Here is a 25,182-nt window from a genome sequence, read left to right on the forward strand (position 1 = left end):
TTTTCTCTAATTACTGACTTTATTGCAAAAAAAGCCAATCAAAATACCACCATGTCGAAATACGTAGCCGCCATTGACCAGGGAACCACGAGTACGCGTTGCATCCTTTTCAATCATCAGGGAAATATCGTTTCAGTAGGACAAAAGGAACACGAGCAAATTTACCCGCATCCGGGCTGGGTGGAGCATAATCCGACCGAAATCTGGAAAAATACATTGGAAGTGATCGCAATAGCGCGAATCAATGTATCGGCAACGGCGGCGGACATTGCGGCTATTGGCATTACAAATCAAAGGGAAACGACGGTTGTCTGGAACAAGCGCACAGGCAAGCCTTACTATAATGCATTGGTGTGGCAAGACACGCGCACTACCGAGCTTGTCGCCAAATACGAACGCGAAGGCGGCCTCAACCAATTCCGCGAAATCACCGGACTTCCGGTTTCCACCTATTTCAGCGGATTAAAATTGAAATGGCTTTTGGATAATGTGGAAGGAATTCGCGAAGACGCAGAAAAAGGCGAAGCGATTTTCGGCAACATGGACACTTTCCTGATCTGGCATTTGACAGGCGGAACGCATGGCGACGGCGGCATTCACGTAACGGACGTAACCAATGCAAGCCGCACGCAACTCATGAACCTCAAAACATTGCAATGGGACAAGGAAATGCTCGCAGCTTACGACATTCCGGAAAATATGCTGCCAGAAATCAAAAGCAGCAGTGAAATTTACGGCTATGTCAACAACGAAATCCTGCCGGGCGTGCCCGTTGCCGGCGATCTGGGTGACCAGCATGCCGCATTGGTTGGCCAAACTTGCTTCAAACCGGGAATGGCTAAAAACACGTACGGAACCGGCTGCTTCCTGGTGATGAACACAGGTAACGAGCTTAAAACATCGGAAAATGGCTTGCTAACAACCATTGCCTATAAATTTGGCGACAATCCGGTCCAATATGCATTGGAAGGCAGCGTCGCGGTCACCGGTGCATTGGTGCAATGGGTCAGGGACAATTTGGGTTTGATCAAAAAAAGCAGTGACATTGAAAAACTGGCAAAAACCGTCGAAGACAATGGCGGAGCTTATTTTGTCCCTGCATTTTCTGGCTTATATGCGCCTTACTGGCGCAATGATGCGCGGGGCGTTATTGCCGGATTGACAGGTTATGTGAACAAAGGTCACATTGCCAGAGCAGTATTGGAGGCAACGGCTTACCAAACTGTTGACGTCGTACGTGCCATGGAACAGGACTCAGGCATCAAACTGGCCTCACTACGCGTGGATGGCGGAATGGTTTTGAACGAACTGCTCATGCAATTCCAATCGGACATTCTGAATACGCAAGTTGTGTCACCCGCTGTGGCTGAAACCACGGCATTAGGCGCCGCCTACGCCGCCGGCCTGGCCGTAGGTTACTGGAAAAACACGGACGAACTCACCGCTAACTGGGCCATTGCTCACACCTGGAACCCGGACATGGCTAACGAAACCCGGGATAAATTTTACAAAGGCTGGCAAAAAGCGGTTACCAAGTCGTATGGCTGGATGGATTAGCATTGATTTATTAGTATGCCGGGATTAGCAATTTTAACTTTTTTATAATCTATATAAACTAACCTCTTTCTTGCGCTATCTTAGGTTTAGGCGTAACTTCACGGCTCGAAAATCAAATTTCAGTGCCTTATGCATACCCTCCGTCTGAAGAAGCCGCTTGCTTTTTTTGATCTTGAAACAACCGGAGTCAATATCTGCCGCGACCGAATCGTCGAGCTGTCCGTTGTGAAAGCGCTTCCGAATGGAGAAACCGAAATCCGCACCCGGAAAATCAACCCGGAAATGCCTATCCCACTGGAAAGCAGCTTGATACACGGCATTTACGATGAAGATGTGAAGGATGCGCCTACATTCAAAGGCATTGCAAAAAACCTGGCGACATTCCTGGAAGGCTGCGATCTGGCTGGTTTTAATTCCAATCGTTTTGATATTCCCATGCTCGTGGAAGAATTCCTGCGGGTAGGTGTTGAATTTGATGTAAAAAATCGCAAAACAGTTGACACTCAGCGCATTTACCACATGATGGAACCGCGTAACCTGGGCGCTGCTTATAAATTCTATTGCGGAAAAGAGCTTGTGAATGCGCATAGCGCGGAAGCCGACACGATTGCCACTTTTGAAGTTTTGCAGGGACAAATTGCCCGTTACGAAGGCGTGAAAGTGGTTGATTCACATGGCGTGGAAACAGAACCGATCAAAAACGATGTGGCTGCGCTTCACGAGCTTACGGCTTCCAAACTGATCGATTTTGCAGGCCGGATGACCTATAACGACAAAGGAGAAGAGGTTTTCAATTTTGGAAAACACAATGGAAAGCGCATTGCGGATGTTTTGAAAGCCGAGCCTTCGTTTTACGATTGGATGATGAAGGGCGATTTTCCTTTGGATACCAAAAGAAAACTAACGGAAATTAAACTGCGCGCACTGACCCAGCGCTGACATAATCGTTGCCAACGCACTTGAGTAAGTAGTATTTATGTCTATTTTTGCCGGAAATCTATTTTTGACTATTTTAACCGAATATCCAACAAGGTAAACCTGCTATGATCCCAAACCCCAATATTCCAGAGGTCAATATACCGGCGGTTATTCAGAATATTCCCCTTCAACATTATCTAATTCTCAGCACTTTACTTTTTGTAATCGGCATTATCGGCGTACTTACACGTCGCAATGCGATCATCATTTTCATGTCTGTGGAATTGATGCTGAATGCTGCCAACTTGCTCCTTATCGCGTTTTCTTCTTATAGATCTGACCCTTCCGGGCAGGTTTTTGTGTTTTTCATCATGGCCGTCGCCGCTGCGGAAGTGGCTGTGGGACTGGCAATTATAGTAATGATTTACCGGAACACAAGAAATACGGACATTGGATTCCTTAACAAATTGAAGTGGTAAGCATTTGCCAGTAAAGATTAAATATTTAACATGTCTGCATCATTACTCATTCTGATTCCTTTGTTACCGCTGATTGGTTTCCTGATCAACGGAATCGGATTTAAGACTATACCCAAAGGCGCTGTCGGCATTATCGGAACATTGGCTGTTGTGGCGAGTTTCGTGCTGTCGGTGATGACTTTTCAAGCTTTTATAGCGGCTGGCAGTCAGCCGGTTATTGTGCCGCTTTTCGATTGGATCACAGTTGGCAACCTCAACATTCCATTCTCTTTCCAGGTTGATCAGCTTTCGCTTTTAATGCTGATGATCATTACCGGAGTCGGTGCGCTGATCCACATTTATTCCATTGGCTACATGCATCACGACGAAGGTTTTGGTAAGTTTTTCGCTTATCTGAACCTGTTTTTGTTCTTCATGCTGCTGCTCGTTCTAGGTTCCAATTATGTGATCATGTTCATTGGCTGGGAAGGCGTTGGATTGTGCTCTTACCTGCTGATCGGATTTTGGAATAAAAACACAAATTACAACAATGCTGCCCGCAAGGCATTCATTATGAACCGGGTAGGAGATTTAGGTTTCCTACTGGGGATTTTTACAATCATCTCCACATTCGGTTCGGTTGAGTATCTTGAGGTTTTCAGCCAGGCAACGGATTTTGAAATCGGTGATCCCGTGATCATCATGATTACATTGTTCCTGTTTATCGGGGCTATGGGAAAATCGGCTCAAATTCCGCTGTACACGTGGTTACCGGATGCGATGGCGGGCCCTACGCCTGTTTCGGCGCTGATCCACGCGGCTACGATGGTTACGGCCGGGATTTACATGGTGATCCGTTCCAATGTCCTCTATTCACTGGCGCCTTCCACATTGGAAATCGTCGGCATTATCGGTGCGGCGACGGCGTTGTTTGCGGCTTCGATTGGTCTTTTACAAAATGACATTAAGAAAGTCCTGGCCTACTCCACTGTGAGTCAGCTTGGTTATATGTTTATGGGCTTGGGTGCGATGGCTTATTCGGCTTCAATGTTCCACGTTATTACGCACGCATTCTTTAAAGCATTGCTGTTCCTTGGAGCAGGAAGCGTGATTCACGCCATGTCTGACGAGCAAGACATTCGTTCAATGGGTGGTTTGCGGAAAAAGCTTCCGATCACATTCCTGACATTCCTGATCGCAACCATTGCAATATCCGGAATTCCACCGTTTGCAGGATTTTTCTCCAAAGATGAGATCCTGGCGCACGTTTTCGAGCACAACAAATTGCTTTGGGTAATCGGGGTTTTAGGCTCGTTAATGACTTCATTCTATATGTTCCGCCTGCTTTTCCTGACATTCTTCGGAACATTCCGGGGCACGCACGAGCAGGAGCATCATTTGCACGAATCGCCTGCTTCTATGACGATTCCGCTGGTTATTTTGGCGGTTCTGTCTGCGTTAGGCGGTTTTATTGGCGTACCGGAAGCATTGCATGGCACACATCATCTGGCTGAATTTATGAGTCCGTTGTATGACGCGTCTCGTCAGGTGAATCCTGAGGCTTTCTTGCCAACGGAGCTTTCGCACTCAGAGGAATATCTGTTAATGGGCGTTTCGGTGGCTGTGGCGCTGGTTTCGGCAGTGGTGGCTTATGTTATGTATGTGCAAAAAGCTTCGGTTCCAGCACCGGATTCTCAGCCAAAATCAGCGTTGCAAGGTTTGGTGTACAACAAATATTATGTGGATGAGCTCTACGATAATGTATTTGTGAAGCCTATCAAAACCTTATCTAATATCCTTTACAGTTTTGGAGAGTTCTTTATTGATCTGGTGGTCAATGCTTTCGTAAGACTTACACAATTCTTTGCAGGGCTTTTGAAGAAAACACAGACTGGTTCCACGGGCGATTATGTGTTTGCCATGGTTCTGGGCATTGTGGTTATCCTGTTTTGGAAGCTTTTACTTTGATCTATAAAATCCGTTCACCATTTGTTGCTGACCGTTGACTTGAAAATATGCTTACTCTTCTGTTAATACTTTTACCCATTGCCGCAGGTGTTCTTACGCTTCTCTCAGGCGAACGCCTTGCGAAGCAAGTTGCTTTGGTGAGCGGTCTGGCTGTGCTTGGCGTTGCCATTGCGACGTGGCTGCAATTTGATCCGGCAGCGGGAACCCAATTCAGCTTTAAATATGCCTGGCTCGCTTCCAGAGGCATTTCCTTCGCCGCAGGCATCGACGGCATCAGCCTTGTTCTGGTTCTGCTAACGACATTTCTGACACCGCTTATCATCCTTTCGGCTTTCAACCACGATTACAGGAAGCCTGCTTCCTTTTATTCGCTGATCTTGTTCATGGAAGCCGCCTTAATCGGCGTTTTTACAGCCACGGATGCATTTTTGTTCTATCTGTTTTTCGAGGCTGCGCTGATTCCGGTTTACTTCCTGGCAGCGATATGGGGTGGAGAAAATCGTCTGAAAGTAACATTCAAGTTCTTCATGTACACCATTTTCGGAAGCTTGTTAATGCTGGTCGGACTCGTTTATCTGTATTACCAAACACCCGGCACGCATACTTCTGAGATCACCGCATTTTACGCATTGCAACTTGCCAAACCCGTTCAGGGCTTCATCTTCTGGGCGTTCTTTATTGCCTTTGCAATTAAAATGCCTTTGTTCCCTTTCCACACCTGGCAGCCAGACACTTATACAGAATCGCCCACGCCGGCAACCATGCTCCTTTCCGGTATTATGCTGAAAATGGGGGTTTATGGTTTGATCCGTTTCCTGCTTCCGATCGTTCCTGGCGGAATGGAAACCTGGGGCACGATGGCGATGGTCCTTTCGGTGATCGGCATCATCTACGGTTCTATCATTGCCATTCAGCAGAGCGATATGAAGCGTTTGATCGCCTATTCGTCTTTTGCGCACGTTGGTTTGATGGCCGCAGGTGTTTTCTCTTATTCGATCAATGGCTTGCAAGGCGCATTGATTCAAATGCTTGCGCACGGAATCAATGTGATCGGGTTGTTTTTCATCATTGATATTATTTACAGCCGCACCAAAACACGTTATCTGGATCAGCTTGGCGGCATCACGCAGAGCACACCGCATTTGAGCGTTTACTTTATGATCCTGCTCCTGGGAAGCGTTGCGCTTCCGTTAACAAATGGTTTTGTAGGCGAATTCCTGTTACTATCCAGCGTTTTCCAATACGATGGCTGGCTGGGCGCAATTGCAGGACTTACCATCATTCTCGGGTCCGTTTATATGCTGCGGATGTTTCAAAAATCAATGTTCGGCCCGCGTTCCAAGTGGGTTGAAGGATTCCAGGATCTTACCATGAGTGAGCGCGCTGTGCTTTTGCCTTTGGTGATCATGGTTTTCTGGATCGGCATTTACCCCAACACATTTCTGAAATTAACAGAGCCAGCTGTAAGTCAACTTTTACAAATGGTTAATAACTAGTCAAAATATGTATCCCATTATATTGTTGTCTGTTCTTGGCGTCGTAACCCTGTTTTTGGGCTTTTCGAAATCAAAGAATGTTTTGCTTCCTGCCGTATTATTTTTCCTTGTCCTGGCTATTGCGAGCAATTTCGTGGAGTGGAACAAAGGACCGCTGCTTTATTTTTATGATATGCTGCGGGTTGATAATCTGACACTTGCATTCAACGGCATCGTGCTGCTTTCGGCTTTTATGATCGTGGCGATTTCAGGAGGCTTTCAGGAAAACCCTGATTCCGAGCCGGCAGAATATTTTGGGTTAATGCTTTTCTCGCTGGTTGGTGCGTTGATGATGATCGGTTTTGAGCACATGATCATGCTTTTTATCGGTGTGGAAATCTTGTCTGTTGCGATGTACATTTTGACAGGAAGCAACAAACGCAACCTGCGTTCCAATGAAGCTGCATTGAAATACTTCTTAATGGGCGCTTTCGCAACGGGCTTTATGCTTTTCGGCATGACCTTGATTTACGGGGCAACAGGCTCATTCAAACTCAGCCACATTCACGGTTTTGCTTCGAACATTCAGGCAGATGCACAGCCTTATATCTTATATGCGGGATTGCTTTTGCTGTTGATTGGCATGTTGTTCAAAGTTTCGGCTGCGCCATTCCACTTCTGGACGCCGGATGTTTACGAAGGAGCACCGACGATCTTTACCACATTCATGTCTACAATCGTGAAAACAGCTGGTTTTGCTGCTCTTTTCCGTTTGTTAAACACGTCATTCAGTGAAATATATGGCTTTTGGTGGATCATTATCGCAACCATTGCCGTGCTTACTTTACTCGTGGGGAACATTGGTGCAACGAGTCAGAACAGCTTCAAAAGAATGCTGGCCTATTCCGGGATTTCGCATGCGGGTTATATGCTTATCGCTTTGACCGCATTGACCAAGCCTTCCCAAAATGCAATCGTATTTTACTCCCTGGCTTATTCATTGTCGACGATCTGTGCGTTTGGCGTACTAATGTTGGTTTCCAGAGAAAAAACACTCGAAGGGCAGCCTAACGAACGCTACGAAGCATTCAATGGTCTGGCTAAACAAAATCCTATGCTGGCATTCGTGCTCGCGGTTTCCATGCTATCATTGGCAGGGATTCCTCTGACAGCTGGTTTCTGGGGTAAATTTTTCATCTTCACCAGCGCGGCAGACAGAGGGATTATCTGGATCACCGTTATTGCCGTGTTGATGTCTGCAGTGGGTATTTATTACTATTTCCGGGTGATCATTTCGTCTTATTTAAAAGAAGGAGATTTGATCAAAATCCGCGTTGCACCATTTTATCAGGTGATTTTATTGCTTGCCACATTCCTGACTATCCTCTTCGGACTTGCTCCCGGCGTGTTCGAAGGCCTGTTATAAGGTTATTTTGAAGGCAAAAATTCGTTGACTTTCATCCAATGCAGGCAACGACCAAACCACTCGCTGAAAGCAGGCGTTTTAAGATACCCGTGCTCGCCTTTGGAATAAATGTGCATATCGGCTGGAATGCCCACCGCATTTAGCGCCTCATAAAACTTAATGCTGTTGGAAACCGGCACAACCGTGTCATCACCGGCATGCGTCAAAAACGTGGGTGGCGTGCTTTTGGTGACTTGCAATTCATTGGAAAAATATTTAAGCTTCTCGTTCGTCGGCGTTTTTCCGAGCAGATTGCTGCTCGAACCTTTATGCCCGATAATGTCCATCAAACTGATCACAGGATATACCAGGATCATAAAATCCGGCCTGAGGCTGGTTTTCATTGGGTTAGCGATAAATGTACTGTCATAATGTGTCCCTGCGGTCGCGGCTAAATGTCCGCCGGCTGAGAAGCCCATAATGCCAATCTTTGCGGGGTTAATCTTCCATTTTTCCGCCTGCTCCCGGACCGTCTTGATCGCCTGCTGCGCATCCTGTAACGGCCCCAGCGACTTATCGGACATAATTTTGTCGTCCGGTAACCTGTATTTCAGCACCATCGCCGCAATCCCCACTTTATTAAGCGCTTTGGCCACCTGATGTCCCTCTCGCTCCATGACGAGCACACCGTAACCACCGCCCGGACAAACGATCACTGCTGCTCCGGTTGCGGCTGACGGAGGCGGCAGATAAACCGTTAATGTCGGCCGGGACACTTTCCTAGCGATCTGATCAGCATTCGTCTCCTCATCCGGCACTTGAATGGAGTTCGGAATTTTGTCGGGATAAAGCGGCATGACTGTCTGGGCAAACGCCTGAAAAGTGCTGGATGAAATGAGTAAAATACAGAATCCGAGAGTTGTGGAAAATGCTTTTCGGGGCGTCATGTTAATTAATCGTGTTTTAATTTTTTTCTAATCAGGATAAGTCTAAAATGTAACTAAATTTCGGTTACACATTATCTTTCCTGAAACGAAGTATGAAATGGCATTTTTTTACCTGGACCTGAAAGTGGGCAGAATCGCAGGCACATCTGCATTCAACGTAAACCAAATTGCACCATTCTACGTTATGCTTCAAATTTTGACATTATTAATATAATATTTACAAGAAAATAGAATTTGCTTTGTTACTTTATGTCTGTTACCAATAAAAAAATTTAACTAGTTTTGTAGCTTATGGAAATCATGCACTAGTTTCTTTGAAGTGTTATAAAATGAGCCATATCATAATCAATCCACAATAACAGAATGAAATATCCAGTACATGCAGAAGGTAGGTTTCAGTTTATCGACGAGGGAAAAGGCGAAACATTACTGCTTTTGCATGGTCTTTTCGGTGCGTTGAGCAACTGGGACGGCATCATAGATCATTTTTCCAGTCGCTTCCGCGTTATAATTCCTTTGCTTCCTATTTATGAACTGCCTCCGCGAGAAGCCGGATTGGAAGCGCTTTTAGCCTTCTTGGAAGATTTTGTTTCCTTTAAAAACCTGACGAATGTGACCGTGATAGGGAACTCTCTGGGCGGCCACATTGGACTATTGTATACTTTAAAGAACCAGGAAAACGTTCACAAACTGGTTTTAACGGGAAGTTCGGGCTTATTTGAAAACTCAATGGGCGGCTCTTTCCCTAAGCGTGGCAGTTATGACTACATCAAAGAGCGGGTTGCATATACATTCTACGATCCGGAAGTGGCAACCAAGGACCTGGTTGACGAAGTTTTCGAAACCACGTCGAGCATTCCCAAATGCATGAGCATTGTGGGCATAGCAAAATCTGCGCAGCGACATAATCTTGCGAAAGATCTGCATGAAATCAATGTTCCTACGTTATTGGTCTGGGGATTGAATGATACGATCACGCCGCCGCATGTGGGCTATGAATTTAACAGGCTTATTGCGGGTTCGGAGCTGCATTTTATTGATCACTGCTGCCATGCGCCCATGATGGAACGCCCTCATGAATTTAATGTGATACTGGAAAGCTTTTTGGAAAAACATATTTCAGTGCCTGTTGCCTGACGTTTTTCTGAGGGAATTTCTTTTGATACGAAAGTTGTTACATATATAGTTTTTCTATAGATTCGAAAAATGACGATCTGAATATGCTTGCTGCTACCCTGATTAATCCCATGATCCCAGTCCTGAAACTGACCGATTCGGTTAGCACGGCATTGGACTGGATGGATGAATTTGGTGTAAAGCAGCTTGTTGTGGCAGATGCCGGCATTTATCAGGGAATCGTGTCCGAGGACATTCTTTATGATGTTACGGATAATTCGGACCCGCTTGCGAAGATCATTATCCAGCACAAGGATATTTTCGCTTCCGAAGACCAGCATCCTTACGAACTTTTACGGCTTGTAAATCAATTTGGTTTACTGATTATACCGGTTTTGCATGAAGACCGGAGTTTCGCAGGAAGTATTTTAGTAAATGATCTGATCGAACATTTCGTCAATGAGCTGGGGGTTCAGGAAAAAGGAGCTGTTATAGTGCTTAAAATTGCCGAACGCAGCTATTCGCTTTCAGAGATCAGCCGTTTGATCGAATCCAATGGAACGAAGGTCCTGAGCAGCTATTATTCGTCGGGAGAGAGCTACAATCCGCTGAACGAAGCGAAGCTTACATTAAAACTCAACCGGACGCACATTACGCCTATTATCGCTACACTCGAGCGTTTTGGTTATGAAATTGAAGAAGCGCATGCCAATGACCCCATCGAAAGCGTAGATCAGGAGCGATTGGATATGCTTTTGAGATACCTTGCCACCTGATTTCTTCACATTAGTTCAACGGCCGGTATTTTGAATCGGCATATTTGCGCGTATCTTTCGGAAGAAACAAGATGATCTACTTTTTCTTCCATGAAAATAGCAATTCACGGACGCAACTTTAATGAGTCCGCCCGCCCGTTCATTGAAAACATGTTCAATGAGCTGTCTCGCCGGAAAGTTGAAGTCCAGCTCTCCAAACCCTTTCGGAATTTTCTGGATCAGAACGGGATCACGCACTACTCAGAGCTTGTTTACGAAAAACCCGACGAACTTTTTGACGCACGCCTGATCGTGAGTATGGGCGGGGACGGAACATTGCTTGAAACCATTTCACATGTTGGAAAAAGGCAGATACCGGCCATAGGGATCAATGTAGGCAGGCTCGGTTTCCTGGCCACCGTTCCTCCTGAGCGGATCACAGATATGATCCAGGCGCTGGAAAACAGCCAGTACAGGATCGACGAAAGGACATTAGTAGAAATAGAATCCAATATCGATTTATTTGATGGCCAGAATTTCGGTTTAAATGATTTCACGATCACAAAAACCGATACTTCGTCCATGATTACGGTTCACACCTATCTTAATGATGAGTTTCTGAACTCCTACTGGGCCGACGGCCTGATCATTTCAACACCCACTGGATCAACAGGTTATTCGCTCAGCTGCGGCGGACCGGTTCTTGTTCCGCATTCCCAAAATTTTATTATTACACCCATCAGCCCGCATAATTTGAATGTCCGGCCCTTGGTTTTGGAAGATACTGCGGTCATCAGACTGGAAGTAAAAAGCCGCAGTAACAATTTTCTGGTCTCTCTGGATGCAAGGTCAAGGGTTGTTGATGAAAACACCTTACTAACCGTTAGAAAAGCCGGGTTCATCGCGCGATTAATAAAAATGCATGACGACAGTTTCCTTAATACATTGCGAAGCAAGCTTTCCTGGGGATTGGATATGCGGAATTAACACATTCACCGATGCAACTGATCTATCACACATTTGACCTGCAACTCAGGCATACATTCACCATTGCGCACGATTCACGCGATGTACAGCCAACATTGATTGTAGAACTCCGTGACGGCGATTTGAGCGGCCTGGGAGAAGCAACCAGCAACCCCTACTACGGCATTACGATCCCCAATATGATCGAATCGCTAGAAACTGCGAAAACGATTATTGAAAATGGCGCCTATCAAAGTGCCGAAGAGCTTTGGGACCTGGTGCATCCACTGTTGCAAAATAATTCCTTTGCACAATGCGCCCTAGATGAAGCCGCTCATGATTTATGCGCCAAAAAGAAAAATCAAAAGCTTTATGAAAGTTGGGGGTTAAATATTGATAACATCCCGCTCACCAATTTCACGATCGGCATTGATACGGTTGAGAAAATGGTATCCAAAATGAAAGAGCTCCCCTGGCCTGTCTATAAGATAAAGTTAGGAACCAACGAAGACCTTCGTATTGTATCTGAATTGCGTAAACATACGAATGCGCTGTTCCGCGTAGATGCTAATTGTGCCTGGACGGCGGAGCAGACCATTGCCTTTGCACCGGAATTGAAGAAGCTTGGCGTTGAATTTATCGAACAACCGCTGGCTGCAAATGACATCGAAGGCATGAAAAAAGTCTTTGCCGAATGTGTGCTTCCTGTCATTGGCGATGAAAGCTGCATTGTTGAAAGTGATGTAAAATCCTGCCACGGCTTGTTTCACGGCATAAATGTAAAGCTTACCAAATGCGGCGGACCTACTGCCGCAAAACGCATGATAGCGGAAGCTAAAAGTCTAGGAATGAAAACGATGATCGGCTGTATGACCGAGACAAGCGTTGGGATCTCTTCCATTGCACACTTCCTGCCATTGCTGGATTATGTGGATATGGACGGCTCACTGTTGATCAACAATGATCCGGCATTCGGTGTAACCTTTGACTACGGACGCATTATCTTTCCTAACCGCACAGGCTCCGGCGCAATGCTTAATGCCTGAATTTTGATCCGTAGTTTTCAGTGAAAACTTTTCAAACCAACCATCTTCCCGGCCGTACTGTGCTAACCAGCGATGGCAAGGCATATCTCTGGTTCAGCGGAACAGATTATCTGGGAATGGGACACGACGAAGCCTTTCGTAGCTTCCTATATGAAGGTCTGGAAAGATACGGAATGCATTTCGGAAGCTCGCGGAGTAACACACTTCGATTGTCTGTCTATACTGAGACGGAAGAAAAACTGGCAGATTGGATAGGATCAGAATCTGCATTATTAATTTCATCGGGAATGTGGGCAGGGCAATGTGTGATGAAAATGATTGAGCAGGTGATTTATAAATCGGGCAACTCTCAATCTATTCAATATCATTACGCACCCAAAGTGCATCCCGCATTATGGGGAAATGAGCACAAAGTATATGCTGGTCCCTGGGCGGCCTGGGCACAAAACATTATCCAGGAAATCAGTGAAAGCCCTGAGGATACTGATCACATCATTTGTACAGATGCCGTTGGCTCGCCTCTCGTTGAAGCATTTGATTTTTCAATTTTTTCAAGCTTGCCATTGCGGGACAATGTCTGGATCGTGGTGGACGAGTCGCATACATTAGGCGTATGTGGAGAATCAGCAAATGGCCTTTATAAATCAATTTTCGCGCTTGGAAAAGCCAATGTCGTGATGATTTCCTCGCTCAACAAAGCATTAGGCATTCCTGCTGGCGTGATCGCCTGTGATGCGCGGACAGCCGAAACGATTCGCAGTTCCGCCTGGTTCTCCGGAGCATCTCCAACCGCGCCCGCTTATGCCTACGCTTTGAAAAGGCTTTTGGAAATAGAACATTACAAGACCCAAAGTGATCTGCTGATCACAAATGTTGAACATTTCTCGAATCGCTTACAGTTTCCTGACCTGTTTCAAAGCATCCCAGGCTATCCTGTATTCTGCTGCGAAGGCTCCGCTTTGTTTGAGGCGTTGCTGGCAAAAGGCATTATGGCATCATGCTTTTCCTATCCGAGCATCAACGATGCGCCCGTCACCAGGATCATCGTCACCACGCTCCACCAAAAAGAAGACCTCGACCGATTGGCCGAGGTCTGTAATAACTTTATTTCTTAAATCCCTTTTAGATTTCTCCGTTACCTGATGAATTAGCCAGTGCTTTTTCCTCAGCAAGCTTCTCTCTTTCTACTTTTCCTGCAACCAGAATACTTAATTCATAAAGCAGGAACAATGGAATAGCCACGATAACCTGGCTGTAAATGTCGGGAGACGGCGTGATAACGGCTGCGACAATCAGGATTACGATCATGGCATGCTTGCGATATTCGCGCATAAATGAAGGCGTAAGCACTCCTACTTTTGCAAGCACATAAACAACGATCGGAAGCTGGAAAGCAATCCCGCAAGCTAATGTTAATGTCGCAACGAGTGAAATGTATGAGGATAAGCTGAATTCGTTAATGATCGAAGGATCCAGCGTGAAATTAGCTAAGAAGTTGATAGCCAATGGTGTTACAATGTAATAACCAAAAAATACACCGGAAAAGAAAAGGAATGTTACATAAAATACGGCTCCTCTCGCCGACTTCCTTTCTGATGGCCGCAACCCTGGTTTGATGAACCGCCAAACCTCCCAGAAAGCATAAGGAAAAGCAAAAACCAAACCTGCGATGACAGCGGAAGTCATACTCATCGTGAATTGATCACCTACGCCAATGGCCTGCAATTTGAAGTTTAATGCTTTGATACACAGATCATCGTATTGTACTTTTTCTGCCAACTTACACATCATCCGGTAAGTCCAGAAATCAGGCTGCGAAGGCGCGATGATCACATAATGGTAAATTTCTTTAATATATATAAAGGCCAGAATAGCAAAAACAAGAATAGATCCACCTGCCCGAATCACATGCCATCTTAATTCTTCAAGATGCCCGATAAACGACATCTCTTTGCCTACTTCTTCTTCTTCGCTTTCTAATTCCTGGTCTAAGGGCATATTCTTATATTATTACTAAAATTCTATTTACGTTGAAAAGCAAAAACAAGATTGTTCTGTATTTATAAAAGCCGAATTTACTTAAAAAACCCGTCGAAATAATCCGGCGGGTTTTTTTTAAATTGCTTTATGACTGATTAATCCATTACAAAAGGATAGTCATTCTCTACATAAACATCTGTGTAAGCTTCTTTCGCGTCAGGGAATTCTGAATCTTCCGCAAACTGAACAGATTCTGCAACGATATCTTTTACTTTCTTATCAATGTTTTCCAGATCTTCTTCCGTTGCCAGCTGGTTTTCCAGGATCACAGCGCGGATTTGCTCGATGGGATCGCGGTGTTTGTATTCTTCCACTTCCTCTTTTGAACGATATTTCTGAGGATCGGACATGGAGTGACCTCTGTAACGGTAAGTCCTGAATTCCAGGAAAGTAGGTCCTTCTCCGCTTCTTGCGCGCTCAGCTGCACGGCCAACCGCTTCGTGGATCGCCTCAACGCTCATTCCGTCAACTGGTTCGGAAGGAATGTCGTAAGCCTCACCCAATGTATAAAGCTCTGTAACATTGGAAGACCTTGCCACCGAAGTTCCCATGGCATATCCGTTGTTTTCCACAACGAAAATCACCGGCAACTTCCAGCTCATGGCCATATTCAATGCTTCATGAAAAGCTCCCTGGCGAATTGCACCATCACCGAAATAGCAAATGCAAAGGTTTCCGGTTTTGTTATATTTCTCAGCAAAGGCGATTCCAGCTCCCAGCGGGATCTGCGCACCTACGATTCCGTGACCTCCTACAAAGCCTTTTTCTTTATCGAAAATGTGCATCGAACCACCTTTTCCTTTGGTTGTCCCTGTCTTTTTTCCATAAAGTTCAGCCATGATCGCATTGGGAGATGTTCCCAGTGCCAGCGGAATGCCGTGATCGCGGTAAGCAGTAATGTATTTGTCGCCTTCTTTCAGCGCTGTAACGGCTCCGGAAGAGCAGGCTTCCTGGCCAATGTACAAGTGACAAAATCCTCTGATTTTCTGCTGACCGTATAACTGGCCGGCTTTTTCTTCAAAACGACGCTGTAAAAGCATATTCTCGAACCAGAACATATATTGTTCCTTCGGATGCTGTAAACTCTTTGGGTCTGATTTTTTCTTTTTTTCAGTAACGGTGGCCATGTATTTGGTTCTCGTTTATAAAGACAGAACTTTGTCTTAAAGTTTGAGGTTTGAACAGAGTCTGTTTTTGCCGTACTCACGCATATGATTTGCGAAAATAAGCATAAACTAAATAACAAAGAAGTTCATGTGGCTAGAAAAGCTCCATCTTACATACTTTAAAAGCTATGAAGAGAAAGCCTTCACCTTTGGGGAACATGTAAATTGTCTGGTTGGGGAGAATGGGAGTGGAAAAACGAACCTTTTGGACGCCATTTATTTCCTGAGTCTTACCAAAAGCGCCTTTCATAATCAGGATGCGCTGGGCATCCGCCATACTGCTGATTTCTTTGTGCTTGATGGCGTTTTTAAAGATTCTGGCAGAAATACACAGATCACTTGCAGCATGCAGCGCGGCCAGCGCAAGATTTTCATGGCCGACAAAAAGAATTATGACCGGCTAAGCGACCATATTGGCCTTTTCCCGCTCGTGTTAATCGCGCCCAACGACACCGACCTGATCCGCGACGGCAGCGAGGAGCGCAGACGCTTTTTTGACGGCGTCCTGGCACAGGCCACTCCGGGTTATCTCACTGATTTTCTTCAATATAACAAGATTTTAAGCCAGCGAAATGGTCTTTTGAAGCTTTTTGCAGAGCGCAACTATGTGGATGAAGATCTGCTGGAAACCTATAATGAGCCGCTGATTATCCTTTCCCAGCGGATTTACAATCACCGCAGCAAATTCATGGAACGGTTTGTGCCATTATTCCTGAAAAGCTATGATTTCCTGAGCAGCGGGCATGAACAGGTGGAAGTAATCTATGAAAGCGAAGTCTCCAGTGAAAATTTTGCCGCCGAATTCCGAAAGAACCGCGCCCGCGACTTACATGCACAACGAACCGGAAAAGGCATTCATAAAGATGAATATACCTTTGAAATTGACGGGGTTACGCTCAAAAAATTCGGGTCCCAAGGCCAGCAGAAGTCTTTTTTGATCGCATTGAAGCTGGCGCAATTTGAATTACTAAAAGAAGAAAAAGAAAAAACCCCCATCCTGCTACTTGACGACATCTTCGACAAACTCGACGACCGCCGCATCCAAAAACTCATCGAACTGATAGACACCGGCTTCCTGGGCCAGGTCTTCATCACCGACGCCCGCCCAGAGCGCTCCCAAAAGATTTTAGAGAATGTAAAGGCGGATGTAAGGTTTTTTGAGATTGAAAAAATTCGAGCAGATTCTATTTGAAGTGTGCTATCAAAATCGCGGAGCGATGCAATATTGGTAACCTACCACGCACCACCCAATAAGAACAATCCCGGAGGGATGTAACAGCGTGCACGCCGTTACATCCCTCCGGGATTGTTTGCTTAAAACATTTTTTTTGGCTACCAATATTTTATCCCGCTGGGATTTGCTTGAATCAAATCTTCGGGATGGTGCTATATCACCATTTATTTGTTGGCTACCAATATTTTTATCCCTTTGGGATTTGCTTACACATACTTTACATCTATCTCCTTCGCTTCCGCCACAAATTCTTTCACTTTCTGCTCGTCTTCTTTACGGCAGATGAGCAAAACGCCGTCGTACTCAGCGACAATGAAGCCGTCCAGGCCGTTGACAACCACTAATTTGTCTTTTGGCGTTTTGATGATAGAATTCGTCGTGTTATGCAGGATCAGCTTGCCGTCTGTAACATTCAGATTAGCGTCTTTTTCAGAAACTTCGTAAAGCGACTTCCAGGTTCCCAGATCCGACCATCCAAAATTACTTAGCACAACATGCACATTATCAGCCTTTTCCATGATTCCGTTGTCGATAGAAATGCTGCCGCAATGCTGGTAAGCCCTCTGAACAAATGCATCTTCGGTTTCAAGATAATAATGACTGTCCCCACCTTCAAAAATCTCGGCAATGTTAGGCTGAAACTTTTTTAACGCTTTTTTGAACGCATTAATGTTCCATACAAAAATCCCCGCATTCCATACAAAATCACCACTATCAAGGAATTGAAGCGCCAATTCCAAATGTGGCTTCTCTGTGAACGACTTTACTTTCTTAACCGTCAGTTTGTCCGGAATGTATTGAATGTAGCCATATCCGGTGTCGGGACGGCTCGGCTGAATTCCCAGCGTCACCAAAATGTCCTCGTTACGCGTAGCACCCAGGGCGATATTAATAGTGTCCCTGAAATTTTCCTCCTTCAAAATAATGTGGTCAGCCGGAGCCACAACCACATTCGCATTCGGATTTTTAGCTGCGATCTTGTAACAAGCGTAAGCAATGCAAGGTGCAGTATTACGCCTGTTGGGCTCGCAAAGGATCTGATCATCCGTTAAAGACGGAATCTGCTCCTTAACAATGCCCTTGTATTCATGACTTGTTACGATATAAATATTCTCGATCGGGCAAACGCCGTCGAAACGATCAACTGTCTGCTGCAAAAGTGTCTTACCGGTTCCCAACACATCGTGAAACTGTTTAGGGAAGTCTGTTCTGCTGAAAGGCCAGAACCTCGTACCAACTCCACCGGCCATTATAATTACATAAGAATCCTGCATTGTGAAAGGTAATTTTATTTATCCACACTATGAAAAACTACTCAAAGCTACGGATAAACGCCCACTTATGACCAATGCAAATGAACCAATGAGCCCAGAAAATGGGATTAATGCGCTCTTTTCGCCGTATAGCACATTTTTCAATTGGTTACCGAACCGCACATGGCCAAGTTCCTCTAAAAATTCAAAGATGCCAAGATTGTATAATTTAAAATGATTTGAAGAAAAAATAGTATAATTATGCTATGTGATACTATAATATTCTTTTAACTTGCTGGTAGAACATCAACCCACTTAAAACCATGAAACACTTGTCTACAATGCTAAGACTATGCCCTTTTATTTGGGTCATAATGCTTGTTTCCAATGCGTACGGACAGATTACAGTCAATGGCATAATCACCGAATCCACGACCGCGGAGCCACTTGCCGGTGTGAGTATCCAGGTTAAAGGAAAAGTAACCGGGACCATTACAGACAATAAAGGCGCGTTCAATCTTACTACAACTTCCAGTCCGCCTTTTACACTAATTGTTTCATCTGTTGGATTTCAAACGCAGGAAATAGAAGTGACCGGCGGCATGTCCAAACTGGACATTAAGCTGGTGGAGCAGGTGATTTTGGGTCAGGAAATTATTGTTGCGGCTTCGAGGGTAGAAGAAAGCGTTATGAAATCGCCTGTTGCCATTGAAAAAATGGACATCAGAAATATCAGGGAAACGCCGTCGGCAAATTTTTACGACGCATTGGCCAATCTCAAAGGCATTGATATGACTACGCAGGGTGTTTTGTTCAAATCAGTAAACATGCGTGGGTTTGGCAGCACGGGTAATCCGCGGACGGTCCAGATGATCGACGGGATGGATAATCAGGCGCCGGGTTTAAATTTTCCCCTGGATAATATCATCGGTATGTCTGAGCTGGATGTTGAGAATGTCGAAGTCTTACCAGGCGCCGCTTCCGCACTTTACGGACCTAATGCGATTAACGGGCTGATCCTTATGAACAGCAAAAGCCCGTTTTTATATCAGGGATTAAGTGCCAATGTGAAGTCGGGCGTGATGCACGAGTCCAACCGCTCCAAAGCAACGACGCCATTTATAGACGGCACCATTCGCTATGCCAAGGCATTTAATAATAAAGTAGCATTCAAAGTCAACCTGTCCTACATTACCGCAAAAGACTGGGAAGCAACGAATTACAATAATCTAAATGTAGGCGGCGCATCCGATCCGAGGCGCGGTGCAGGAACCGATAACGACTACGATGGCGTGAATATTTACGGGGATGAGGTCCAGACCAACATCAATGCTGTTGCCGGCACATTGGCTGCCAACGGCCTGATCCCGCAAGCCGCCGTAGCACTGGTTCCGAATACATTTGTAAGCCGCACGGGTTACCAGGAAAAAGACATTGTGGATTACAATACCAAAAGTTTCAAAGCCAATGCGGCTGTTCATTACAGGATCAATGAGAAAATAGAAGCCATTGCACAGGTCAATTATGGCTATGGAACAACAGTTTACACCGGAACAGGCCGCTATTCGCTCCGCGACTTCAACCTGACGCAAGCCAAGCTCGAACTGAAAGCCGATAATTTCACAGTTCGGGCCTACACCACGCAGGAACGTTCGGGCAAATCGTATCTGGCAGGGTTAGCCGCGGTTTCCATGCTCAATGATTTCAAGCCGCATGCCACCTGGTTTGGCGAATATGTAGGCGCTTTTGCGACCGCACGAGGTGCCGGAATGCCGGAGGAGCAAGCACATCTGGCAGCACGCGGCGTGGCAGACAAAGGTATGCCGATGCCGGGAACCGCAGCGTATGATCAGTTATTGGATAAATACAGAAATCTGCCGATCGTGAATGGCGGAGGCGGTTTTGCTGATAAGACCAACCTTTATCACATTGAAGGATTTTATAATTTTAAAAACCAGGTCAAATTCGTCGAGCTGCTGGCGGGCGCCAATTACCGCCTTTACGAGCTGAGATCGGCCGGGACATTATTTGCAGACACCAAAGAAGGCCGCAATGGCAAAATCCCGATTTCGGAATTCGGTGCTTTTTTACAGGCCGGCAAGAATTTGCTAAGCGATCATTTGAAACTGACAGCTTCGATCCGGTATGATAAAAACGAAAATTTTGATGGACAGTTTACCCCCAGAATTTCGGCCGTAACCACATTCGGTGAGCACAACATTCGGCTATCTTACCAGACCGGTTTCCGCATCCCTACCACCCAGAACCAATATATTGACCTCAGAACACCATCCGGGACATTGATCGGCGGTTTACCTGAATTTGATGCCCGGTATAATCTTTCCAATGGTATTTTAAGGCAGAATTTGTCAGAAGATGCTATAAAACAAGTCATTGCCAGTGACCCGAGCATTGTGCAAAATGCAACGAACTATGCCAAAGCAGCCGTTACGCAACAAGCTACTACGTCCATCATGGCAGCCGTAACAGCACAGGTGACAACAGCAGTAAACCAGGGTGTTGCTGCGGGGGCCATTCCTAATAATCCTGATGCCATTCAGGCAGCGATTACAGCGGGTGTGAACCAGACTTTGCCGGGCGTTCTTTCTGCTCAGCTTCCGGGCATTCTGGCCGCGCAAGTTCCTGGCCTGGTGCCGACGCTGGCCAAAGCATATGCACTGGAAAAACTGCCTAAATACAAACCAGCCAAGTTGAAACCTGAACGCATAGCCTCCTATGAAGTTGGTTACAAGGCTGTTATTGCCAAAAAGCTTTTCGTTGATGCCTATTATTACATTAGTAAATACAAAAATTTCATCGGCGGAACGGTGATTGTCGTGCCCACAGCTGCTGCATCTCCCGGCCTTCCAATCGAATCGGGGATAGGCGTTGGGAATTTCAATGGCTATTCCAGAACGGTGAACACAACGGAAACCATTACAACGCGCGGATTTGCATTAGGCCTGACTTATTCACTGCCAAAAGGATTCAATGTGGGCGGTAATGTTGCCAACAACGAGCTGAGTGACTTCAAACCGTCACCGGAAGTGCAGTATTCACAGTTTAATACGCCAAAATACCGCTATAACCTCTCTTTCGGGAGAAGAATTACCAGCAATAATTCAGTTGGATTCAACATTGCCTATAAATATCAGCAGGCGTTTTTGTGGGAGTCAAGCTTCGTTTTGCCCAGCACTACGAATGTGCCGATATTCTCAAACACGCGTGTGCCTGCGGTAAGCGTGCTGGATGCGCAAGTGAGTTATAAGGTCAATGCATTAAAATCGATCATTAAGCTGGGCGGCACCAATTTACTGGGCAAATCTTACATTCAGGCTTACGGAAGCCCTAATGTAGGCTCAACTTATTACGTCTCGATTACATTCGATGAATTGCTGAATTAGAAACCGCCTTACTTTTCGCCGTAAGACAGATCGCCCGCATCGCCGAGTCCGGGAACAATGTACCAGTGCTCGTTGAGCTTCTGATCGATTGCGCCTAGCCATAACCGGCAGTGCGGAATGCGTTTTTGCAGATATTCAACGCCCTCGGGACTGGCAATCACGGATGCAATGTGCGTTTGTGCGGGAATGCCGAAGCGGAGCAAAGCGTGATATACTTTTTCCATCGACCGTCCCGTGGCAAGCATCGGATCTATTAATATTAATATTTTACCCGTCAGGTCCGGGCTGGTAATGTAGTCCATTTCAACCTCAAACTCCTCTTCCGCATTGATATGATGACCCCGGTAAGCGCCGATAAATGCATTGTCGGCCTTATCAAACATATTCAAAAAACCCTCGTGCAGAGGCAGTCCGGCACGCAAAATCGTGGCCAGGACCACGGGTTGGAGCAATGACCGGGACGATGCTTGTCCGAGAGGTGTCTCCACTTTTTCCGTTTTGAATGTGAGCGTTTTAGAAAGTTCGTAGGCCAGCAACTCTCCTATCCGCTCCAAATTCCGCCGAAATCGCATCCTGTCTTTCTGCAAATTTACGTCACGCAATTCGGCCAGATAATGATCGGCGATGGAAGGTTTTTGGGAAAGTAAAAACATAGGAAGGACAGTTTTTTAAACTACTCCATGCAAGATAATACAAATTCATTGACGTAATTTGGAAGAGTTATTTGAAAAATCATCCGCAAACGGTGAATGGTGTGAACAGTAGATTTTTTTTGCCTATGGATCAAGGAATTATCCGGCTTTTCAAAATATTGATTTTATCACTGATATCCCTGTCATACGTACATGCACAAAGTTCTTTTGTTCCTTTCAATGACGATTATTACCATTTAATTGATCGTTTAGAGATCAAAAGGGGCAAATTCACAGAAGGTTTTCATTCCAATGTCAAGCCCTTTGAGCGTAAAGCAATTGTTGCGTTAACAGACTCCATATTAAAGGAAGGAACAATAAATCTGACGGACCGCGACTGGGAAACCATTGATTATTTGCGGGAGGATAGCTGGGAGTGGACAAATGGAATGATCGCTACGGATTCCCTGAAATACGATAAATTGGCCAGATTAGGCCTTTTTAAGGATCCGCCGCCCGGAAAAAAACGCAGATTTTTCAATCACCCCGCCGACCTTTACAGCATTCACAACCAAGATTTCGACCTGCATTTTAACTTTACTACAACCAACTTCATAGGCAGCGATAACAGCTACGGTAAAAAGTTCGGCAGAAATGAGGATTCAACACCAAACCGATTATGGGGAACCAGCAGAGGTGTGGAAATTCGTGGGATGATCAATGAGAAGCTGGGATTTTATACATATGTAACAGATACGCAGGGCCGTTTCCCGCGCTATGTTGATGATTTCAAAAATATTTACAGTTTCCCGGGTGAAGGACTGGCCAAAGCAACCCGGAACCGTGGCATCGACTATCTTACGGCAAGAGGCTACATTACATTCAGACCGTTAAAGAGCATCAATGTGAAGTTCGGGCACGATCATAATGTGTTCGGAAGTGGTTTCAGGTCATTGATCCTGTCGGATAACAGCAGCCCTTATTTATTCTTACGACTTGATACACAGCTTGGTAAATTCCGCTATACCAACTTGTACACCAGCATGATCAATGCCAATACCCGTTCATATCAAACCGACGGGCTCCTGAGACGTAAAAAGTTTGCGGCAATTCACCATTTGAGCGTCAACTTAACGGACAAAATCAATATTGGTGTATTTGAGGCAGAGGTTTTTAACAGGGATTCCGTAGGCGGCGGTTATGATCTGAATTATCTGAACCCGATCATTTTCTATCGTTATGTGGAATCTTATCTGGGAAGTAAAGACAATGCCATCTTAGGTTTCGATTTCCGTTGGCTGGTTGCTAACAAGGCTTCCATTTACAGCCAGTTTGTGCTCGATGAATTTTTGACAAAATTCCTTTTTAACGGCAGCGGTTCCTGGACGAATAAATATAGTTTTCAGCTTGGCGGAAAGTATGTGGATGCATTTGGCGTGCCTAACCTGGATTTGCAGGCAGAATACAACGTGGTTCGACCCTACACCTATTCGCATAAGGACGGTGGTGCCAATTACGTACATTACGGACAATCATTAACACATCCGTTAGGCGCGAATTTCCGTGAGTATCTTGGCATAATCCGTTATAAAGCCACTTCCCGGCTTTCTTTTTACGGAACTATTATGATGGCCAACCAGGGAAAAGACCCCGATGAAAATACGAACTTTGGCAGCGATATTACAAAAAGTTACGATAACCGGAACGGCGATCTGAACCAGACGATCGGCCAGGGCATTAAAGCCTCCACTGCTTACACGGACCTGCGGGCAAGCTATTCGCTGGCACATAATTTATTTATTGACGGCCGTTTTCTCCAAAGAAGAATTAATTCTCCCGACGAATCAATAGCCGCCAAGTCGACGGTTTGGTCCCTGGCACTGCGCTATAACATGGCATTTCGCCAGCACACTTACTAGTAGTCAACGACTTCCTTTATTTCACACCGATAACCTTTATCAAAAACCATAAGTAATATGGAAACCAATCCCCATGAACTTCGCGATCTGATTCGGCTTGCTTTGCTGGAAGATATTGGCGACGGCGATCATTCTTCCCTCTCCTGCGTGCCAGAAAATGCGACCAAGCGCGCACAATTACTTGTGAAACAGGATGGAATTCTGGCGGGCGTTGAGGTGGCCCAGATCATTTTTGACGAGACGGCCGCAGCCTATAATTACCCCCCCCTAAAAATAAATGTGTTACTTCTTGACGGAACTTACGTCAAAAGCAAGGATGTGGTATTTACCGTTGAAGGGAATGCACGATTGATCCTGAAAGCTGAACGGCTGGTTCTCAACACAATGCAGCGCATGAGCGGCATTGCAACCTATGCCCGCCAGATGTCGGATCTGATCAAAGACTTGCCCGTAAAGCTGCTCGACACCAGAAAAACGACACCTAATTTTCGTGTTTTTGAAAAATTAGCTGTAAAAATCGGCGGTGCGGTAAATCACAGGATGGGCTTGTACGACATGATTATGTTGAAAGACAACCATGTGGATTATGCAGGCGGCATTGAACCGGCCATTTTGCGCGCGAGTGCTTACAGGCAGAAATTGGGTAAAAACCTGAAAATTGAAATAGAAACCAGAAATCTCAAAGAAGTTGACGAAGTGCTGCGTGTGGGGATGGTCGACATTATTATGCTGGATAATTTTTCACTCGATGACCTGCGCGAGGCCGTAAAACGCATTGGTGGGCGGTACGAAACGGAAGCATCGGGAAATATTACGGAAAAAACATTGCGCGCGGTGGCGGAAACCGGCATTGATGGCATTTCCAGCGGCGCATTAACACACCAGGCAAGGAGTCTGGATTTGAGTTTAAAAGCCTTTTAACC

The 25,182-nt window shown here is 45.5% G+C and carries 20 protein-coding genes; 15 read left to right on the forward strand and 5 right to left on the reverse strand.

Annotated features, from left to right (window positions below; translation table 11 throughout):
• Positions 1-51: 51 nt before the first annotated feature.
• The 6 genes from glpK (at position 52) to L0660_RS24770 (ending at position 7,802) form a co-directional block, all read left to right on the forward strand.
• Positions 52-1,557 (forward strand): glycerol kinase GlpK, encoded by a 1,506-nt coding sequence (gene glpK / locus L0660_RS24745; protein ID WP_233794713.1) that lies wholly within the window; start codon positions 52-54, stop codon positions 1,555-1,557.
• A 129-nt stretch (positions 1,558-1,686) separates the two neighbouring features.
• Complete coding sequence (locus tag L0660_RS24750) at positions 1,687-2,496, forward strand: 3'-5' exonuclease (protein ID WP_235161832.1); 810 nt, start codon at positions 1,687-1,689, stop codon at positions 2,494-2,496.
• Positions 2,497-2,600: 104 nt separating this feature from the next.
• Positions 2,601-2,954: an NADH-quinone oxidoreductase subunit NuoK gene (gene nuoK, locus L0660_RS24755; RefSeq protein WP_026629568.1), complete on the forward strand. Its 354-nt coding sequence runs from the start codon at positions 2,601-2,603 to the stop codon at positions 2,952-2,954.
• Positions 2,955-2,984: 30 nt separating this feature from the next.
• Positions 2,985-4,901, forward strand: coding sequence for an NADH-quinone oxidoreductase subunit L (gene nuoL, locus L0660_RS24760; protein ID WP_235161833.1), 1,917 nt, complete (start codon positions 2,985-2,987; stop codon positions 4,899-4,901).
• 47 nt (positions 4,902-4,948) lie between these two features.
• Entirely contained in the window at positions 4,949-6,397 is a 1,449-nt protein-coding gene (locus L0660_RS24765) for a NuoM family protein (RefSeq protein WP_235161834.1), read from the forward strand.
• Positions 6,398-6,404: 7 nt separating this feature from the next.
• On the forward strand, positions 6,405-7,802 hold the full coding sequence (locus tag L0660_RS24770) for an NADH-quinone oxidoreductase subunit N (protein WP_235161835.1): 1,398 nt from the start codon (positions 6,405-6,407) through the stop codon (positions 7,800-7,802).
• A gap of 2 nt (positions 7,803-7,804) precedes the next feature.
• Here L0660_RS24770 and L0660_RS24775 read toward each other — a convergent pair whose 3' ends face one another.
• Complete coding sequence (locus L0660_RS24775) at positions 7,805-8,728, reverse strand: alpha/beta hydrolase (protein ID WP_235161836.1); 924 nt, start codon at positions 8,726-8,728, stop codon at positions 7,805-7,807.
• 363 nt (positions 8,729-9,091) lie between these two features.
• On the opposite strand from L0660_RS24775, the gene L0660_RS24780 reads away from it, so the two are divergent.
• From L0660_RS24780 to L0660_RS24800, 5 genes are all read left to right on the forward strand, one after another.
• Positions 9,092-9,865, forward strand: a complete 774-nt coding sequence (locus L0660_RS24780) for an alpha/beta fold hydrolase (RefSeq protein WP_233794707.1) — start codon at positions 9,092-9,094, stop codon at positions 9,863-9,865.
• Between the two features lie 83 nt (positions 9,866-9,948).
• The gene (locus L0660_RS24785) at positions 9,949-10,620 is read left to right on the forward strand and encodes a CBS domain-containing protein (RefSeq protein ID WP_233794706.1); all 672 of its coding nucleotides are present in this window, start codon (positions 9,949-9,951) and stop codon (positions 10,618-10,620) included.
• 90 nt (positions 10,621-10,710) lie between these two features.
• Positions 10,711-11,586: an NAD kinase gene (locus L0660_RS24790; RefSeq protein ID WP_233794705.1), complete on the forward strand. Its 876-nt coding sequence runs from the start codon at positions 10,711-10,713 to the stop codon at positions 11,584-11,586.
• 11 nt (positions 11,587-11,597) lie between these two features.
• Positions 11,598-12,611, forward strand: coding sequence for a dipeptide epimerase (locus L0660_RS24795; protein ID WP_235161837.1), 1,014 nt, complete (start codon positions 11,598-11,600; stop codon positions 12,609-12,611).
• 20 nt (positions 12,612-12,631) lie between these two features.
• Positions 12,632-13,726 (forward strand): aminotransferase class I/II-fold pyridoxal phosphate-dependent enzyme, encoded by a 1,095-nt coding sequence (locus L0660_RS24800; RefSeq protein WP_235161838.1) that lies wholly within the window; start codon positions 12,632-12,634, stop codon positions 13,724-13,726.
• 7 nt (positions 13,727-13,733) lie between these two features.
• On the opposite strand, the gene tatC is transcribed toward L0660_RS24800, so the two are convergent.
• Complete coding sequence (tatC, locus tag L0660_RS24805) at positions 13,734-14,609, reverse strand: twin-arginine translocase subunit TatC (RefSeq protein WP_026629578.1); 876 nt, start codon at positions 14,607-14,609, stop codon at positions 13,734-13,736.
• Between the two features lie 137 nt (positions 14,610-14,746).
• Positions 14,747-15,778: a pyruvate dehydrogenase (acetyl-transferring) E1 component subunit alpha gene (gene pdhA, locus L0660_RS24810; protein ID WP_026629579.1), complete on the reverse strand. Its 1,032-nt coding sequence runs from the start codon at positions 15,776-15,778 to the stop codon at positions 14,747-14,749.
• Between the two features lie 127 nt (positions 15,779-15,905).
• On the opposite strand from pdhA, the gene recF reads away from it, so the two are divergent.
• The gene (recF, locus tag L0660_RS24815; protein WP_235161839.1) at positions 15,906-17,009 is read left to right on the forward strand and encodes a DNA replication/repair protein RecF; all 1,104 of its coding nucleotides are present in this window, start codon (positions 15,906-15,908) and stop codon (positions 17,007-17,009) included.
• Positions 17,010-17,257: 248 nt separating this feature from the next.
• Here the strand turns inward: recF and L0660_RS24820 are convergent, their stop codons facing one another.
• Positions 17,258-18,325 (reverse strand): mannose-1-phosphate guanylyltransferase, encoded by a 1,068-nt coding sequence (locus L0660_RS24820; RefSeq protein WP_235161840.1) that lies wholly within the window; start codon positions 18,323-18,325, stop codon positions 17,258-17,260.
• A gap of 353 nt (positions 18,326-18,678) precedes the next feature.
• On the opposite strand from L0660_RS24820, the gene L0660_RS24825 reads away from it, so the two are divergent.
• Positions 18,679-21,708, forward strand: coding sequence for a carboxypeptidase-like regulatory domain-containing protein (locus L0660_RS24825; RefSeq protein WP_235161841.1), 3,030 nt, complete (start codon positions 18,679-18,681; stop codon positions 21,706-21,708).
• Between the two features lie 8 nt (positions 21,709-21,716).
• On the opposite strand, the gene upp is transcribed toward L0660_RS24825, so the two are convergent.
• Positions 21,717-22,361: a uracil phosphoribosyltransferase gene (upp, locus tag L0660_RS24830; RefSeq protein WP_026629584.1), complete on the reverse strand. Its 645-nt coding sequence runs from the start codon at positions 22,359-22,361 to the stop codon at positions 21,717-21,719.
• A 125-nt stretch (positions 22,362-22,486) separates the two neighbouring features.
• Here upp and L0660_RS24835 point away from each other — a divergent pair, with 125 nt between their 5' ends.
• Together L0660_RS24835 and nadC are read left to right on the forward strand one after the other, a co-directional pair.
• Positions 22,487-24,259 carry a capsule assembly Wzi family protein gene (locus tag L0660_RS24835; RefSeq protein WP_233794696.1) on the forward strand — a complete coding sequence of 591 codons (1,773 nt, stop codon included), beginning with the start codon at positions 22,487-22,489 and terminating at the stop codon, positions 24,257-24,259.
• Positions 24,260-24,316: 57 nt separating this feature from the next.
• On the forward strand, positions 24,317-25,180 hold the full coding sequence (nadC, locus tag L0660_RS24840) for a carboxylating nicotinate-nucleotide diphosphorylase (RefSeq protein ID WP_235161842.1): 864 nt from the start codon (positions 24,317-24,319) through the stop codon (positions 25,178-25,180).
• Positions 25,181-25,182: the final 2 nt, after the last annotated feature.

Source organism: Dyadobacter sp. CY351 (assembly GCF_021502625.1).
GTDB classification, from domain to species: domain Bacteria; phylum Bacteroidota; class Bacteroidia; order Cytophagales; family Spirosomataceae; genus Dyadobacter; species Dyadobacter chenhuakuii.

What these genes read in the sequence shown, in the direction of transcription:
- glpK (WP_233794713.1), top strand. Translation starts at nt 52, where the DNA reads ATGTCGAAATACGTAGCCGCCATTGACCAGGGAACCACGAGTACGCGT.
- L0660_RS24750 (WP_235161832.1), top strand. Translation starts at nt 1,687, where the DNA reads ATGCATACCCTCCGTCTGAAGAAGCCGCTTGCTTTTTTTGATCTTGAA.
- nuoK (WP_026629568.1), top strand. Translation starts at nt 2,601, where the DNA reads ATGATCCCAAACCCCAATATTCCAGAGGTCAATATACCGGCGGTTATT.
- nuoL (WP_235161833.1), top strand. Translation starts at nt 2,985, where the DNA reads ATGTCTGCATCATTACTCATTCTGATTCCTTTGTTACCGCTGATTGGT.
- L0660_RS24765 (WP_235161834.1), top strand. Translation starts at nt 4,949, where the DNA reads ATGCTTACTCTTCTGTTAATACTTTTACCCATTGCCGCAGGTGTTCTT.
- L0660_RS24770 (WP_235161835.1), top strand. Translation starts at nt 6,405, where the DNA reads ATGTATCCCATTATATTGTTGTCTGTTCTTGGCGTCGTAACCCTGTTT.
- L0660_RS24775 (WP_235161836.1), bottom strand. Translation starts at nt 8,728, where the DNA reads ATGACGCCCCGAAAAGCATTTTCCACAACTCTCGGATTCTGTATTTTA.
- L0660_RS24780 (WP_233794707.1), top strand. Translation starts at nt 9,092, where the DNA reads ATGAAATATCCAGTACATGCAGAAGGTAGGTTTCAGTTTATCGACGAG.
- L0660_RS24785 (WP_233794706.1), top strand. Translation starts at nt 9,949, where the DNA reads ATGCTTGCTGCTACCCTGATTAATCCCATGATCCCAGTCCTGAAACTG.
- L0660_RS24790 (WP_233794705.1), top strand. Translation starts at nt 10,711, where the DNA reads ATGAAAATAGCAATTCACGGACGCAACTTTAATGAGTCCGCCCGCCCG.
- L0660_RS24795 (WP_235161837.1), top strand. Translation starts at nt 11,598, where the DNA reads ATGCAACTGATCTATCACACATTTGACCTGCAACTCAGGCATACATTC.
- tatC (WP_026629578.1), bottom strand. Translation starts at nt 14,609, where the DNA reads ATGCCCTTAGACCAGGAATTAGAAAGCGAAGAAGAAGAAGTAGGCAAA.
- pdhA (WP_026629579.1), bottom strand. Translation starts at nt 15,778, where the DNA reads ATGGCCACCGTTACTGAAAAAAAGAAAAAATCAGACCCAAAGAGTTTA.
- recF (WP_235161839.1), top strand. Translation starts at nt 15,906, where the DNA reads ATGTGGCTAGAAAAGCTCCATCTTACATACTTTAAAAGCTATGAAGAG.
- L0660_RS24820 (WP_235161840.1), bottom strand. Translation starts at nt 18,325, where the DNA reads ATGCAGGATTCTTATGTAATTATAATGGCCGGTGGAGTTGGTACGAGG.
- L0660_RS24825 (WP_235161841.1), top strand. Translation starts at nt 18,679, where the DNA reads ATGCTTGTTTCCAATGCGTACGGACAGATTACAGTCAATGGCATAATC.
- upp (WP_026629584.1), bottom strand. Translation starts at nt 22,361, where the DNA reads ATGTTTTTACTTTCCCAAAAACCTTCCATCGCCGATCATTATCTGGCC.
- L0660_RS24835 (WP_233794696.1), top strand. Translation starts at nt 22,487, where the DNA reads ATGGATCAAGGAATTATCCGGCTTTTCAAAATATTGATTTTATCACTG.
- nadC (WP_235161842.1), top strand. Translation starts at nt 24,317, where the DNA reads ATGGAAACCAATCCCCATGAACTTCGCGATCTGATTCGGCTTGCTTTG.